This is a genomic window from Catenovulum sediminis, from assembly GCF_007289895.1.
In the GTDB taxonomy this organism is placed as follows: domain Bacteria; phylum Pseudomonadota; class Gammaproteobacteria; order Enterobacterales; family Alteromonadaceae; genus Catenovulum; species Catenovulum sediminis.
The window spans coordinates 1,514,801-1,530,164 of record NZ_CP041660.1; the positions used below are offsets into that span (position 1 = coordinate 1,514,801).

At 39.6% G+C, this 15,364-nt stretch carries 13 protein-coding genes; 4 read left to right on the forward strand and 9 right to left on the reverse strand.

Annotation, left to right across the window (positions count from 1 at the left end; translation table 11 throughout):
- Positions 1 to 41: 41 nt before the first annotated feature.
- The 6 genes from FNT16_RS06125 to ubiE all read right to left on the reverse strand — a co-directional run bounded on the left by FNT16_RS06125 (position 42) and on the right by ubiE (position 7,265).
- The gene (locus tag FNT16_RS06125) at positions 42 to 2,615 is read right to left on the reverse strand and encodes a metallophosphoesterase family protein (RefSeq protein WP_143870697.1); all 2,574 of its coding nucleotides are present in this window, start codon (positions 2,613 to 2,615) and stop codon (positions 42 to 44) included.
- A 242-nt stretch (positions 2,616 to 2,857) separates the two neighbouring features.
- On the reverse strand, positions 2,858 to 3,133 hold the full coding sequence (locus FNT16_RS06130; protein WP_143870698.1) for an Arm DNA-binding domain-containing protein: 276 nt from the start codon (positions 3,131 to 3,133) through the stop codon (positions 2,858 to 2,860).
- A 196-nt stretch (positions 3,134 to 3,329) separates the two neighbouring features.
- A complete protein-coding gene (locus FNT16_RS06135) occupies positions 3,330 to 4,199 on the reverse strand; it encodes a YicC/YloC family endoribonuclease (protein WP_143870699.1) in 870 nt (289 codons plus the stop codon).
- A gap of 53 nt (positions 4,200 to 4,252) precedes the next feature.
- On the reverse strand, positions 4,253 to 5,878 hold the full coding sequence (ubiB, locus tag FNT16_RS06140) for a ubiquinone biosynthesis regulatory protein kinase UbiB (RefSeq protein WP_143870700.1): 1,626 nt from the start codon (positions 5,876 to 5,878) through the stop codon (positions 4,253 to 4,255).
- Positions 5,875 to 6,510 carry a ubiquinone biosynthesis accessory factor UbiJ gene (locus FNT16_RS06145; protein ID WP_143870701.1) on the reverse strand — a complete coding sequence of 212 codons (636 nt, stop codon included), beginning with the start codon at positions 6,508 to 6,510 and terminating at the stop codon, positions 5,875 to 5,877. The genes ubiB and FNT16_RS06145 overlap by 4 nt, the downstream gene beginning before the upstream one ends.
- Positions 6,510 to 7,265, reverse strand: a complete 756-nt coding sequence (gene ubiE, locus FNT16_RS06150; protein WP_143870702.1) for a bifunctional demethylmenaquinone methyltransferase/2-methoxy-6-polyprenyl-1,4-benzoquinol methylase UbiE — start codon at positions 7,263 to 7,265, stop codon at positions 6,510 to 6,512. Before ubiE ends, FNT16_RS06145 begins: the two co-directional genes overlap by 1 nt.
- A gap of 186 nt (positions 7,266 to 7,451) precedes the next feature.
- Here ubiE and FNT16_RS06155 point away from each other — a divergent pair, with 186 nt between their 5' ends.
- Together FNT16_RS06155 and FNT16_RS06160 are read left to right on the forward strand one after the other, a co-directional pair.
- Complete coding sequence (locus FNT16_RS06155) at positions 7,452 to 8,273, forward strand: peptidylprolyl isomerase (protein ID WP_143870704.1); 822 nt, start codon at positions 7,452 to 7,454, stop codon at positions 8,271 to 8,273.
- A gap of 76 nt (positions 8,274 to 8,349) precedes the next feature.
- Entirely contained in the window at positions 8,350 to 8,847 is a 498-nt protein-coding gene (locus FNT16_RS06160) for a DUF3087 domain-containing protein (RefSeq protein WP_143872890.1), read from the forward strand.
- A 283-nt stretch (positions 8,848 to 9,130) separates the two neighbouring features.
- Here the strand turns inward: FNT16_RS06160 and dsbD are convergent, their stop codons facing one another.
- Together dsbD and FNT16_RS06170 are read right to left on the reverse strand one after the other, a co-directional pair.
- Positions 9,131 to 10,867: a protein-disulfide reductase DsbD gene (dsbD, locus tag FNT16_RS06165; RefSeq protein ID WP_246072396.1), complete on the reverse strand. Its 1,737-nt coding sequence runs from the start codon at positions 10,865 to 10,867 to the stop codon at positions 9,131 to 9,133.
- A gap of 121 nt (positions 10,868 to 10,988) precedes the next feature.
- Positions 10,989 to 11,411: a hypothetical protein gene (locus tag FNT16_RS06170; protein ID WP_143870705.1), complete on the reverse strand. Its 423-nt coding sequence runs from the start codon at positions 11,409 to 11,411 to the stop codon at positions 10,989 to 10,991.
- A gap of 115 nt (positions 11,412 to 11,526) precedes the next feature.
- On the opposite strand from FNT16_RS06170, the gene FNT16_RS06175 reads away from it, so the two are divergent.
- A complete protein-coding gene (locus tag FNT16_RS06175; RefSeq protein ID WP_143870707.1) occupies positions 11,527 to 12,429 on the forward strand; it encodes a type 2 periplasmic-binding domain-containing protein in 903 nt (300 codons plus the stop codon).
- Positions 12,430 to 12,497: 68 nt separating this feature from the next.
- On the forward strand, positions 12,498 to 13,709 hold the full coding sequence (locus FNT16_RS06180; RefSeq protein ID WP_143870708.1) for a GAF domain-containing sensor histidine kinase: 1,212 nt from the start codon (positions 12,498 to 12,500) through the stop codon (positions 13,707 to 13,709).
- A 44-nt stretch (positions 13,710 to 13,753) separates the two neighbouring features.
- Here the strand turns inward: FNT16_RS06180 and ahpF are convergent, their stop codons facing one another.
- Positions 13,754 to 15,334 carry an alkyl hydroperoxide reductase subunit F gene (gene ahpF, locus FNT16_RS06185; RefSeq protein ID WP_143870710.1) on the reverse strand — a complete coding sequence of 527 codons (1,581 nt, stop codon included), beginning with the start codon at positions 15,332 to 15,334 and terminating at the stop codon, positions 13,754 to 13,756.
- Positions 15,335 to 15,364: the final 30 nt, after the last annotated feature.

The following is a 15,364-nucleotide window of genomic DNA, read 5'->3' on the forward strand; positions in this document are numbered from 1 at the left end:
TGAGGAAATTATGCGGCTCTGAGATCTCGAAAGTAAGAACGTTAGTTCATTAGGCGCTTACATAATGTAAGCTGCCTTTTATAACTAATCGAATCTGGTATCAGACTAGAATTGTCGTTTTCATCAATATCATCATCTTCTCGATCATCAGCTATATCAATTGATCTAGTTGGCCGATTATTTAAAGGTTCTACTTCATCTAATTCTCGATCTCTTTTTTCAAGATCTAAAGTAAATGCCTTTATTTTTTGTTCAAATTCTTTTTGTTGGCTGGCCAAATCAAGAACGGATATATTATTGTTTTGACCCAATTCAATTTCTTCAACATCTACATTTTGGGATTTCAATACTTTATCATTAATTAGATTTCTTGTGTTTTTAACTTCCTTGATTAGAAATTTAATAACTTCATCACTAGATGATTCCATAGAACTGTAATACTCTATTACCTTATCAAATTTTAAGAATGACTGGCTAGTTAGAATTTTACCTTTTAATGTTGAATTAACCGTCATGTAATAAGCAAGAAAATAAGACCAAAAACAATCATAAGAGAATTCATACGCTCCGTTACATTCGATCAAGATCCCACTAGAAACTAATGGCGTAAAATACGTTTCAACCTTAAACCCATTTACCAATTCGTCATCATATTGAATAGCTACTTTATATGCGTCGTTGACATTAATTTTTAAAGTCTTTCTCTTGAGCATTTCGTGCGCCAAATGGCCTAAAAAATGAATCAAATTTTTATACTGGGGCTTATTTGGGTTTGGATCGAATTTGTGTTTGTGCAAAAGAATTTCAATATAATTCTCAATAATGTCAGCTTCATTCAATATACCAATTACTTCTTTTCGGTTTTCATAAATCACTAACAATATAGTATAAATAAAGTGATTATGTGGCAGTTGTGAATTATTCACTACTCCAATGATGTTATTGAAAATTTCCTGTTGAGATCCATACTTCTCTAAACTTGGACGAAGAGCAATGTATCTCCGTATGTCACTTCGTCCTACAGCACCTAGAGTGGCCTTAGCTAAAGAAATGTCGCAAAAATTACTATACATTGAAGGTAAATCACAAAAATTACTTTCATCTGAAGAAAAGTAATATGTATTGTTTTGATATTTATTAATAAAAATCGAAATAACTTTTTGAGACTTGGCATTCGCAAAATCAATGTTATCTAAAATAATTATGGCATTACCATTTATAACAGCGCGTTTAATTTTAGCTTCAAAAGATGTCATCTGATCTTTTGAGCAATAATCATCCATTAAACAGCGAAGTAACTGATTATCATTATTGAATTCCTGTGCTCTAGCATTTGCATACAGCACAATATTCGTGAAATCACCGATAGCTTGCTTTTTAAGATAATTTAAGTAAATAAATTTTAATAAAAATGATTTTCCTTCTCTTTCACTCCCTGTGATTATATTTATTCCAGTAGAACTAAATAAAGCATCCATATTCGATAAATTTTTTACCTTAATAATATCATCCGAGGCGCTTGTTTTTGTAAAAGATGGTGGTACAAAAATATCACTAAGCTTTATTTTATCAGAATCAAGTCTACCAACGTTTGAAATATGATTAAGTTCAACTTGCTCTTTCACTTGCTCTGATATGTTCATAAAGCCAACACTATCAAACGTATACGCGTTACTGAGAGAAAACGAAGAAGTACCTTCGCTACATCTTTCACTCCAAGGCTTAAATCCCTGCGATTCATTACAATATTTTCTAAAATGAATTCGTCCATCAGTAAGATCTGAGGAACTGTCAAATTCAATTATTGAAAACCCAGAACGACTATTTCGGGTATCCAAAGTTCCAGCCTGAAGCCTTAGTGTAATGTCTTCACCGAAGGTCACTTCTAACGATTGGTTGAATTCATGCATATGCCCAAAAAATAAAGCATCGACTCTTTTTTCAATAAGACTAGAAATCTCTTTAATTTCATCAGGGTGAAACCACCCCAAAGGATGATGCATTAAACAGAATACTTTTTTCTTGGAAGACACCGTTTCCAGCGCTATTTTAAATTGTTTAAATATTCGTAAATTCTGAAAATCTTCTTCATCTTGAGCAAACCAAGCTGAATTCAAACAGATCACAACTACATGTTCTGTTAAATTTCGAATTGTTATCAATTCTTTATCATATATTAAGTTGTTGACTTCACTTAAAATTGAACTTTTAAACTGATTAAAATTAGCGATGCGATTCCATTTTTCTATTCCATTGTTGACGTCATTAGACAGCTTATTAACTTCATCAAAACTTATCGTTTTTCTAACAGATTTCTCAACAAAACTAACTTCACTTCTTTGTATATCATGGTTACCAGGCACAAAAAAGAAATCATCAAACGTTAACTCAAAATGTTTTAATAATGGGATTAAAATACATTCATTGAAAGCGCTAAATTGTTCTGAACTCCCATTAAAAGTAATGTCTCCAGTGAAAAATATGCTGTCTATTTTTGTAGTCACATTGAGCACATCAAGCAATAACATTTCGATTAAATTTGCGCTATCAGCGACGGGATAGCCGTTGTTTACATCGGATAGATGCAAATCAGAAATATGCAATATTTTTTTCATTATTGGTACTCCATTACTTGAGCTTTAGTAAATTAGATTGTGAAATCAATTAATTTTGATATTACATGTTATATTTAGACTCAACCATGTACTGGTCAAGCAATATCGGACACATTTTGTTTAGAATTTTCAAACTCAATTGGTGACAAGTCACCATTAGCTGAATGTGTGAATTCTGAATACGTCTTTCTACTTCGGAAAGCCAATCTTGAGCCAAATCTTCAATAGTTACAAAGACTTGCTTATTTTGACGGCTTTTTTTCTGCCTCCAAATTAATTCCATTCTGCACATCAATTTTAAATTTAGACGCGCGCAGTCTGGCTTCTGCTAAAGGTATTTCAGGATAAGAGCCGAAACTAATTTCTTTTCTTTTTTCGTTGAACGTGTAGCGAAAAACCCAGAAACCCGAACGTTCTTTACTGATTCGGATATATAGGTTGTTACCAATAGCGTGATAACCCACTTTTCCTTCACGAATAATTTTCTTCAAAGAAGAGTCACTGATTTTGACTTTCATATCAAAACCTTACATTAAAAATGATGGCAGATTTTTAAAAAATGGCAGTTGACTAAAATATAGCCTAAATCTGCCATCATTTCTGCCATCAATTTGTTCAAATACTATGGTGTTTGATGGATGATCGTGAAACAGTGATTTTTTATAACTCTATGATTTATTTTAAAATTAAAACTTCCTGAAACGCCCTGAAACATCACTCAATATTCTGAATTTGTTCACGCATCTGCTCTATCAACACCTTCACATCGACCGCTGCATTGGTCACTGTGGTATTAATTGATTTAGAAGCTAAGGTGTTTGCTTCACGGTTGAATTCTTGCATCATAAAATCTAAACGGCGGCCGCATGCTCCACCTTTTTTCAAAATTTTATCACGGGTTTCTTTAATATGAGATTCTAAGCGATCTAGCTCTTCTGCCACATCTACACGCTGAGCCAACATCACCAGTTCTTGCTCTACCCGGCTTTCATCTACCTGCTCTATGAGCTCTGCTAAACGTGTTTGCAAACGTTCACGTTGCCACTCTAAAACTTTTGGCATTTCGCTGCGCACAACATCTACATTTTGTTGAATACTGGCTAAACGTTGTTCGATTAGAGTTTTTAAGTTTTCACCTTCACCGGCACGAGCGGCTAAAAAGTCTTTGATGGTCAATTCAAATTCGGCTAACAATTCAGCTTGTTGGGCATCAACATCTTGTTCTTCAGCTTGCATCGCACCGGGCCAGCGCATAATGTCGAGCGGGTTTATATTAGATTCGGGTAATTTTTGCTGAATTTGCTGCGCATGCTGGCATAACTGCTCAACCAAGTTTTGATTCAACGTCAGGTTGCCAACGGCTTTATCTGTATCACTAATGCGCAGGTTTATTTCAACCTTACCGCGCTGCATTGATTTACGCGTTTTATCGCGCAGCACGGGCTCTAAACCGCGAAACTGCTCGGGCAATCTAAAATAAGTTTCTAAATACCTTTGGTTTACAGAACGAATTTCCCAGGCAAAAGTGCCCCACTCTGATTTTTTTTCGCGGCGTGCAAACGCCGTCATGCTATGAATTGCCATTGTTTGCCTTGTTGTTCAAATTCTGTTTGTTATGTAACGATATAAAACCTGTTTTAATCTCGCCGACTCACCAGCCAACAAATAACTGCGGCAAATATCAAACCACCGGCCAGCCAAACTTGTTCTTTAAAACAATAGACCATAACCGCTGAAATCGCTGCTACATGGCCTATTTGGGGTAATAAACTGGGCTTATGATTGTTGGTTTCTAATGCTTTGATTATTAATTCTTGCTGGTGCTGCATTTCTCTGTGGCTATGCAAAGCGTCATAAACTAAATCGGGTAATTCGGGAAGCTTTTCACCCCAGTATGGCGCATTTTCTTTAACCGAGCGTAAAATTGCACCCACGCCTACTTGCTGGCGCACCCAATTTTCTAGAAAAGGTTTTGCCGTTTTCCACAAGTCTAATTGTGGATAAAGCTGGCGGCCTAAACCTTCAATATATAGCAAGGTTTTTTGCAACAATACCAACTGCGGCTGAACTTCCATTTGAAAACGTCGCGCCGTATTAAACAGGTTTAACAACACATTACCAAAAGAAATTTCGGCCAATGGTTTTTCAAAAATAGGCTCACAGACTGTGCGAATTGCAAATTCAAAATCTTCAACATTGGTATCTCTAGGTACCCAGCCTGAATCTACGTGCAACTCAGCCACCTTGCGATAATCACGGTTAAAAAATGCGATAAAGTTATCTGCTAAATAGCGTTTGTCGTTTTTATTGAGCGTGCCGACAATGCCACAGTCTATACCGATGTACATTGGGTTATCTGGGTGTTCACGAGAGACAAAGATATTACCGGGGTGCATATCTGCATGAAAAAAACTATCGCGAAATACTTGCGTGAAAAATATCTCAACACCTCGTTCGGCCAGTAACTTCATATCTGTGCCTTGCGCTTGTAATGCAGCAATGTCACCAACCGGTATGCCGTAAATACGTTCCATAACCATGATGTTAGTGCGGCATAGATCAGAATAAACAGTCGGAATATATAAGGTATTTGAATCGGCAAAATTTCGTTTTAGTTGAATGCTGTTTGCAGCTTCACGCATTAAATCTAATTCATCAAACAGGGTTTTTTCGTATTCTTTAACCACTTCTACCGGGCGCAAGCGCCGACCGTCCGGTAATATTTTAGCCAGTATGCCAGCCATTGCTTTCATGAGCTCGACATCGGCTCGCATCGTTTCGGCAATACCTGGACGAATTACTTTAATCACGATATCGGTATGCGGAAAGGGGCAATCTTCGTGCAAAGTAGCAGCATGTACCTGCGCAATAGAAGCTGAGGCTAAAGGTTCGGTTTCAAAGGTTGCTAAGTAGGTGTCCAGCGATTCAATTTTCCACGCTTGTTCAATCAACTTTTTAGCTTGTTCGCCATCAAATGGGCTCACCTGATCTTGTAGCAGTTTTAGTTCATTGGCAAATTCAGGGGATAATAAGTCACGGCGGGTCGATAACATTTGGCCAAATTTAACAAAAACCGGGCCGAGCGATTGCAATGCAAGTCTCAGGCGCACTTCGACAGGTTCATTTGGGTGTTTGTTCTTCAGCCAAAAAGCGCAACTGCGCGCCAGTTTAAAATGCCAGCGCTGAAAACGTTCTGGAATTAAATCGTCTAAACCATAAGTTAATAAGGTTTTTAAAATGATATAAAAGCGCCAGATACTCACTGCTTGTTTTCTACCTGTGGTTTAAAGTGCAAATTAAGTTGCTGAATACGGGCTTGTGCACGATCGCAATCTTGCCTGAGCGTTTTAACAGCCTGATTAAATTCAGCCATCTCTAGTGGATGCGGCGCTAATTTTTTCTCATCCCAAACAATATTACAAAAAGCCCGTTCACTATTTTTTTTAAACAACTGCCCTTGAGCATTTAAATTCTGCGTGATGTCAGTCAGTTTATGTGCAACAGGCCCACTTGTTAGACTCGCCAACACATCCTGCCAATAGATTAAACTGCCTTTTAACCAATCCGCATAAGCTTGAGCAAGCTGCACATCACCTTCAATGTCTACCTCACCGGCTTTTATCAGGCGGGTAATTTGTTCCGGCTGCTGCAGCTTTATTAAACCCGATAAACTGGTGATAATTGAACAGTCTGCATCTTCACTCACCGGCGACCAAACACTCACTTTTCCGTTGTGCTGAATATGCATTTGCAAAGCTATCGACAAGTCCGTTATCTGCAAAACAAACTGTTTACCGGCGAGTTTACCCGGCACTTGTTTATCACAACCACTTTGTTGCAACCAGTAGTTGATACTATGTTCAATTAAACCTGAGACTAAACTGGCCGTTGGCATTAAAATTTAAATCCTTTGTGCAGCGCGACAATGCCACCCGTTAGGTTTTGATAACTGACTTCTTCAAAACCAGCGGTGTGCATCATGTCTTTTAATGTTTCTTGATCTGGGTGCATACGAATTGACTCAGCTAAATACTGATAACTCTCTGCATCATTGGTAATCATTTTGCCCATTTGCGGCAAAATGTTAAACGAGTACCAGTCGTAGACTTTCGATAAGGCTTCTTGCTCGGGTTTAGAAAATTCCAATACCAATAATCTACCACCGGGTTTTAACACGCGAAAAATAGAAGCAAGGGCTGCGTCTTTATCTGTCACATTGCGTAAGCCAAAAGCGATGGTAACTACATCAAATTGGTTATCAGCAAAAGGCAAACACTCCGCATTAGCCTGCACATACTCAACGTTACCAACAATGCCGATATCTCGTAATTTGCTGCGCCCTACGTTCAACATAGATTCGTTAATATCGGCCAGTACAACTTGCCCTTCAGGGCCTACAATACGTGAAAATTTAGCGGTTAAATCACCGGTACCACCTGCTAAATCTAATATTTTTTGCCCACTTCTAACCCCACTGCAAGCAATAGTGTGGCGCTTCCATATGCGATGAATCCCCATTGACATCAGGTCGTTCATTACATCGTATTTAGCTGCTACTGAATGAAATACTTCAGCAACTTTATGGACTTTTTCGGTTTTATCTACTGTTTGAAAACCAAAATGGGTGGTGTTGTCCTTATTTTCTGTCATGCCGATTCCGCAGGTAAATAGTGGTAAAAATTAATGCGCTTAGTGTACCTGATTTTACGCAAGTTTTTGAACGAAGTTTTTGCGATCTGGCGCTATTTAGTATTTTGTTGTTAATTGTAATCAAAGTGTTTAATTTCGCCTGATAATCAGTACACTGGATAAATTCGTAATAATGATTGAAATATAATGCCAAAAATTAATTTATCTCAGCTTTTAATATGTGTTTTATGCGTATTTAGTTCACCTTCATTTGCAACTATTGTGTTGTTTAAAACCAGCCTAGGTGACTTTGAAGTCAACTTATACGATGAAACCACCCCCAAAACGGTCGAAAATTTCTTGTCTTACGTAACAAACGGAACTTACACCAATACACTTATTCACAGAGCACCAACCAACTTTGTGATACAGGGCGGCGGTTTTTTTATTAATGAAAATGACCAATTAGAAGGCGTTGAGACATCGGATCCTGTCATTAATGAACCTGTTTATGCCAATATAAAAGGCACGATAGCAATGGCAAAATTAGGTGGCGATGAAAACTCAGCAACCAGCCAGTGGTTTTTTAATATGGCGGACAATACCGGTAACTTGGATAGTCAAAACGGGGGGTTTACTGTTTTTGGTGAAGTCACCGGCAATGGTATGGAAATATTAGAAGCCATTGGTGCATTGCCCGTATATTATTTCAGTAGCTCTTTCAGTCAAGTGCCGCTGCGTGATTACACGACCACAGATGCAGAAAATCAAGTGACCGTCACGAATGATAATTTTGTCTATATAGAAGAAATTGTGGTGGTGAATGCAAATGTAGATACGGCTGCCGACCTTAGCCCGACAGAAACCACGCGTGATGAAACGTCAACGCCTGACAATCCAGAGAGGCCTGATAATAACAATGGCACTTCTGGTTCGTCTGGGGGGTCATTTCCGGCAATTGCATTGGGATTATTATCTTTGTTGTCGATAAGCCGCAGAGCGAAAGGGCGTCGTAGAACCGCTTGTTAATTGTCAGTTAGCCTTTAGCACTGTATTATCTCGGCTCTTTTTATATCTAATTTTAGATCTATTGTTGCACCTTATGATTAAATTTGAGCCGATTGATAAATCCCGTTACCGCAACCATTTAAACAAAGTCATTATTGCCGCCATTGTGGTGTTAACCGGGCTCAGTCTCGGCAGTGCGCAATTGCTGATTTATTTATTTCCCGATTCAGATGGTAGCCATTTTCATTGGAATTTATCCGGCGTCATTTTTGCCTGCATTGTTATCGCCGTCACGCTAAACAAAATCAAAAATAAACCTTTTATGTATGAGGTTTATTATGTCTGGCGCTTAAAACAACACCTTAACCTAATCAACCGCAAACAAAGCACATTAAAAAAACAAGCGGCGGAAGGTAATAGTCAGTCAATGCAAATATTGCATTTTTATTATCAGGGTCTGCGAAAACTTTGGCAGTTGGATGACAATACCATCACAATGGAAGAGTTGAGTATATGGCAAAAAGAGCTCGAAGGATTCGCCCGCAAATACAATGTTAAATTAAATAAAGATGAGTTTGATGGCGGGGAGCTGTAAGCTACGAGCTACGAGCTACGAGTTTCAAGTTTCAAGTTTCAAGTTTCAAGTTTCACAACAAGTGTAGCTCGCTCTTTTAGGGCGACAATCTGAATGCGGCAATAGTGTATCCTTCATTGTTGGCCTAAAGGCCAACCTACACTTTGTCGGCGTAAACACCGACCTACATCGCTTTTTGCTCGAAGCTCGAAGCTTGTAGCTTGTAGCTTTTAACTATTGCTGCTTTGTCGCCCTAAAGGGCAGACCTACACTCGTAGCTCGAAGCTCGAAGCTCGAAGCTAAGTTACTGCAACCAATCTAAAAACTGTTCTAATCCAAATTCAGCTTGATAAATAAATTCTGCTTGTTCCGTTTCACCGGCAGGAAAAATTAATAATGCAGGTGGTCCAAATAAATTATGCATGCTTAAAAACGACTGTTTGGCAGTTGTCATATCGGTTAAATCTAACTGCAAAAACTGATAATTGGGATAATCCGCCGCATCCACTTTGGCAAATACTTCATGCTCTATCACCTGACAACTGGCACACCAGTCGGCATATAAATCCACAACAGTGCGTTTGCCAGAAGAAGCTATCAATGCATTAAGTTCTGCTACATTATCCACTCGTTTAACCAGCGCTGGTTTTGCAGCTTGCGCAAGTGAACTTGTCGCTGATGGATAAGCCATGTGGTAATGATGGTAAAACCAAAAAACCGAGCCTATTAACAATATCCAAGCCAACGCTTGTTTATTTTTATCAAATGCAGTCGCAACTGAGTTAAACAACCCTAAGTGTGCGGCTAACCAGATTGCCAGCGTGCTCCATAAAGCGGCGGCATACAAAGGAGATAATAAACGGGCAAACATCCATACTGCCATTGCTAACATCAGCACACCAAATAATTGTTTAACAACAATCATCCAACTGCCTGATTTTGGCAATGCAGTCCCTAAACCGGCCCCCACTAGAATCAGCGGTAAGCCCATCCCGATACTCAGTGCAAATAATGCTGAGCCACCTAACACTGCATCACCTGTGGTTGAAATATACACCAAAGCGCTCGCAAGCGGTGCCGAAACACAAGGCGATAAAGCGAAAGCCGATATACCACCGGCTACATAGGTTGCAAGCAAGCCTTTACTTTTACCCTGACCTTGTTGCAGTTTATCTTGCCATTTTTGCGGCAGTTGCAATTCGTAAAAGCCAAACATCGCAAATGCTAAAGCAACAAATATAGCGGTAAATACAACCACTAACCAAGGCTCTTGCAAATACAGCTGTAAATTAAAGCTGGCACCAAAATAACCAACCAAAATACCACTGAGCGTATAAAAGGTTGCCATCCCCAATACATAAGCAACAGATAATAATAAACTGCTGCGCACCAGAGTTGATTTTTGCGAACTGATTATCGTGCTCAAAATAGGCACCATGGGTAAAACACAGGGCGTCAAAGACAAACCAATACCCAGCAGCAAAAAGCCTAGCAAGGTTAAAATAAAACTTTTATCGTCAAACAACTCAGTCGAAACAGATGAAATGGCTGAAGTAGCTGAATTAACTTGACTATCAGTGCTTAGGCCTGCATTGGGTTTATCTAACAGGGGCACTTCAACTAATACAGGCGGGTAACATAACCCGGCGTCTGCACACCCTTGATAAGTCACCAACAACTTATCCTTGTTAACTTGGGCGACATCAAGTGTTACATCTAGTTGCTGCCGAAAAACGGTGACTAAGCCAAAATACTCGTCATGCTTTTCTTTGCCGGATTGTTTAAAAGTGAGCGGAATTTCTGCACCACCTGAGCCTACACTGGATTTAGCGCGGGTTTTATCTTTATATAAATAATAACCATCAGCAATCGTCCAACTCAGTTTTAATTCATCACCCATTTGCTGAAAATCAAATTGAAATGCCTGTTCGACAGGCAAAAAATCGGGTTCTGAATTCAGTGACGAAAAATCCAATGCATGCAGCATTGCAGAAAAAGAAACGGAGAGAAAAACCAGTAATCGAAGCGTTAAACGCAGCAAAATAAACTCCTAAAGCACAACAACAAATTGAGCGAACAATTAGCTTTACACAATCAATGTAAACCAAGACCCGAAAACAACTGATTTGGTTTCAAATTTTTTATTATTAATAATATGCTTATCACTTACCTTTAAAAACAGATAGGATTTTAGCAAAGATCCCGCCTGATTGTTGCTCATCAACTTCCGCAGCCAGAAAAATGCGCAGTGAAGCCGGCGCGCCGGGTCCCCAAGGCCACCAGGCAACCATTAATCGGTTATTGCTACCTGGCAGGTATGAATATAAATATTGGCGATTTTCCATTTTAGCAAACATGCCCGCACCGTCTTTAACCTCAGCGGGCGCTTTGCGAATGTCAGAGCGATCCCACTTGTGTCCAAATTCACTTTCTAACCATGGCAGGATAAATTCAAACAGCGGTTTGGGCACCTCTGCCATTAGAGCATTAAAGCGGTTATCTGGCAGCCACTCCAGCTCTTCAGGTAACTGCTGTATTAAAGGCTCTGCTGCTGTTTTTAAATGGTTTAATTCTGTCTCATTCATATCCTTATCCTTTTTATACGTTTCTGTTAAAACTCAACTATCATTTACAATAGATGCATGTACCATTCAACCAAGCACGAGATACAAGCACAAGATATAGGCCAACAATCATTTAATGAAGTTTAAACGAATCTTAAGTTATATAGGTATTTTTTTATTGACCATTACGTCTAACTCGTACGTAATGGCTGATAGTGAGCTCGTTTCAGCCAACAAACAATTACCCGAAATTGAGTTGGGTATGTATAAAGAACATATCGCAGCCGCCAGAAAGCTTTTTCAAAACGCCTCATGTGATGAGATAACTGACTACTATCAAAACAACAATCAAATAATGATGGAGGCAATTATCTTTTGTCAGGCGCTAGTCGCCGGCGGGTACCCAGTAAAAATTAGATTTACCCCCTACCCATTGCAAGAAAGATTATTGCTAGAAATGAAAAAAGAGCGGGCATTGGCAGCCGGATTTGCATTTTGGAGTAATTCATACAGCAAACAACATTATTACAAATCCATCGCTTTGTTAGATAAATACACATATGAAAAAGGTTTATATACCACAACTGATAATCGCAAGCTGTTAAATATACAAACGGTAGAAGCACTTAAAAACTTTAAGGCCGTTAGTCATCGCACCTGGCACTTAGACTGGTCAGAAATAAGCTGTATTGGCAGCAAAAAGTTATCCGTTACTAGTTTTCCGCAAATGTTTAAAATGGTTAACCTTGGCCGCGCCGATTATCTTATTACCAGCTTTTCAAATACAGAAGATCTCAGTCAAGTTCACCACGGTATTAAACTTATACCGGTACCGGGCTATAAAATTAAATTTCCCGATTCCTTGCACTTTTTTGTGAGCAAATCACACCCAGCGGGCGCAAGCCTGTTTGCCGCATTGCAAAACGGTTTAAAAAAGCTTCACAATCAAGGCATCATAAAAAAAGCATATCAGAAACACGGAATGCACAATCAAAAAGTTAAAAACTGGAAAACAATTGGCTGCAAACCCATAGATTAAAAACTTGCCAGTTACAAAGCTTGAACTATCCTCAAAAGATAGCTAGCAAATTAATCTCAGAGTTATTTATGATAGTTGCCCCGCCCTGCGGCAATGAAGATGCGCGTTTAGCGACACTGTTCAGTTACGATGTACTAGATACGCCAGCCGAATCTGCATACGACGACCTTGTAAGTCTAGCATCACACATTTGTGATAAACCCATCGCACTCATCAGTTTAATTGATGCAAAGCGCCAATGGTTTAAAGCTAAGGTAGGCTTAGATGCAACCCACACCAGCAAAAATATTGCTTTTTGCTCACACGCTATTTTGCAGGATGATATTTTAGAAGTCCCAGATACGCTAGAAGATGAGCGTTTTTTTGATAATCCTCTGGTTACAAGTGAGCCTAAAATTCGCTTTTATGCTGGTGCACCACTAATCACCAAACAAGGTTATGCATTAGGCACTTTATGTGTTATTGATAGAAAACCCGCTAAACTGAGTGCAGCACAGAAAGAGGCGTTGTCCGCATTAGCCCGGCAAACCGTAAGCCAACTCGAATTAAGGTTAAATAACCGCAAACTAGATATCGCCAACAAACAAAAAAATAAACTTTTGCAAATTCTGTCACATGATTTACGCAGCGCGTTTGGTAACATTATCAACTTGGCTGATATGCTACAGTTAATTGAAAAAGAACAACAACAAAAAACAAAGCATAATTACAATACCCAACACTTTTTGAGCTTGATTCTGCGCTCATCAAAACTCGGTTTAAGCTTGTTAGAAAACCTACTAAGTTGGAGCCTAATTACTGATAGTGAGCAGTTACTTCACAAAAAGCCGTTGAACGTACGTGCGATTATGATGGAAGCAATCAACTATCTGGCAACCAATGCGAAAAATAAAAGCCTGACCGTCAAAACAGATTTTAAACAAGATGCTATTTTTTATAGTCAGGAAAATTTATTTCGTTCTGTCATTCAAAACCTTCTACATAATGCAATTAAATTTTCCCCTGAAGGCAAAGACATCTGGCTCTTAGCAAATGAATTGGATGGTAAACTCATTATCACAGTGGCTGATCAAGGCATTGGCATGAGTAAAGAAGATTGTGCGTTATTATTTGGCAGCGGCGTCACAGCTAAAAAAGGTACGGCGGGAGAACAAGGCTCGGGTTTAGGCGCACAAATCATTCGAGACTATGTGCGCGAACACCAGGGTGAAATTGAAGTACATTCGGCTGTTAATAATGGCACCGAAATAACCATTAGCCTGCCTCTATCAAATAATTAGCCAAACAATTAGAGCCACGCAACTTGTTTAGAGAAGCGGCTAAATCAGGCCGCTCTTTCTGCTTCAGCATGGCTTGCAGGTTGCTGACGAATCAAATAATCAAATGCACTGAGTGATGCGGTCGCTCCGCCGCCCATTGCAATAATAATTTGTTTATAAGGTGTAGTGGTCACATCGCCTGCAGCAAAAACGCCTTCCATTGATGTTTCACCTCTCTCATTGATGATTATCTCCCCTCGTTTCGTCAAATCAATATCACCATCGACAAATTCACTATTAGGCACTAAACCAATCTGCACAAAGATTCCGGCAAGCGCAATTTCGTGCGACGAATTATCACGTCTGTCTGTATAGGTTAAGCCCGTTACGCTTTGTCCATCCCCGTTGACCTCAGTTGTCAGCGCTTGAGTGATGATATCTATGTTGCCCATTGATTCAGCTTTACGCTGCAACACCTCATCAGCTCGCAATTTACTGTCGAATTCTAATACAGTGACATGCTCTACAATACCGGCTAAATCAATTGCCGCTTCAATACCTGAGTTTCCACCACCAATTACTGCAACTTTTTTACCTTTAAACAAAGGTCCGTCACAATGAGGGCAATATGCAACACCTTTACCACTGTATTCTTGCTCACCGGGTACATTCATTTTACGCCAGCGCGCACCGGTTGCAACGATGACAGATTTACTCTGTAGAGTCGCTCCACTCTCTAAGCCAACCTCAACAAGCGTACTGCGTGAAATAGAGCTCGCTCTTTGCTGTTGCATAATATCAACCGCATAATCTTTAACATGCTCCTCTAATCCAGCGACCAACTTGGGCCCTTCTGTTTTTTTCACCGAGATAAAATTTTCAATCCCCACTGTATCCATTACTTGTCCGCCAAAACGCTCTGCGACAATACCCGTGCGCAAGCCTTTTCTGGCAGCATAAATAGCAGCTGCAGCGCCGGCAGGACCGCCCCCCACAACCAACACATCAAATGGGTCTTTTTGTTGAAGTTGTTCAACTTCTTTAGCCGCAGCACCCGTATCAATACGCTTTAATATCTCACCCAAGGCAATACGGCCTTGTGAAAATATTTCGCCATTGAGATAAACAGAGGGGACTGCCATTACTTTTCGCTGTGCAACTTCTTCGCTGAACACCCCACCATCTATCATCACATGCGTGATGTTTGGATTAATCAATGCCATGAGGTTTAATGCCTGTACAACTTCGGGGCAGTTCTGGCAACTCAATGAAATATAGGTTTCAAAATGATATTCGCCGGGCAAGTTACGAATTTGCTCGATCACATCGGCGCTTTGTTTTACCGGATGACCACCCGCCTGCAAAACAGCCAATATCAAAGAGGTAAATTCATGCCCCATGGGTACACCAGCAAAACCAGCTTGAGTAGCATGCGTTTTATCACGCACCCACATCATCGGCTTACGTTCATTTACGTCATTGGCTTGACGAATTTCGATTAATTCACTAACGGATGCTAAATCATCACTTAACGCTTTCAATTCTTTTGCCTTGTTGCTGTCATCCAGCGACAGAACCAATTCAACAGGCTGCTTAATGGCGGAAAAATGTTGTTTCAATTGTTGTTTGATTTTGGCGTCTAACATAACAACTCCAAGATAAAAAAATTATGATTG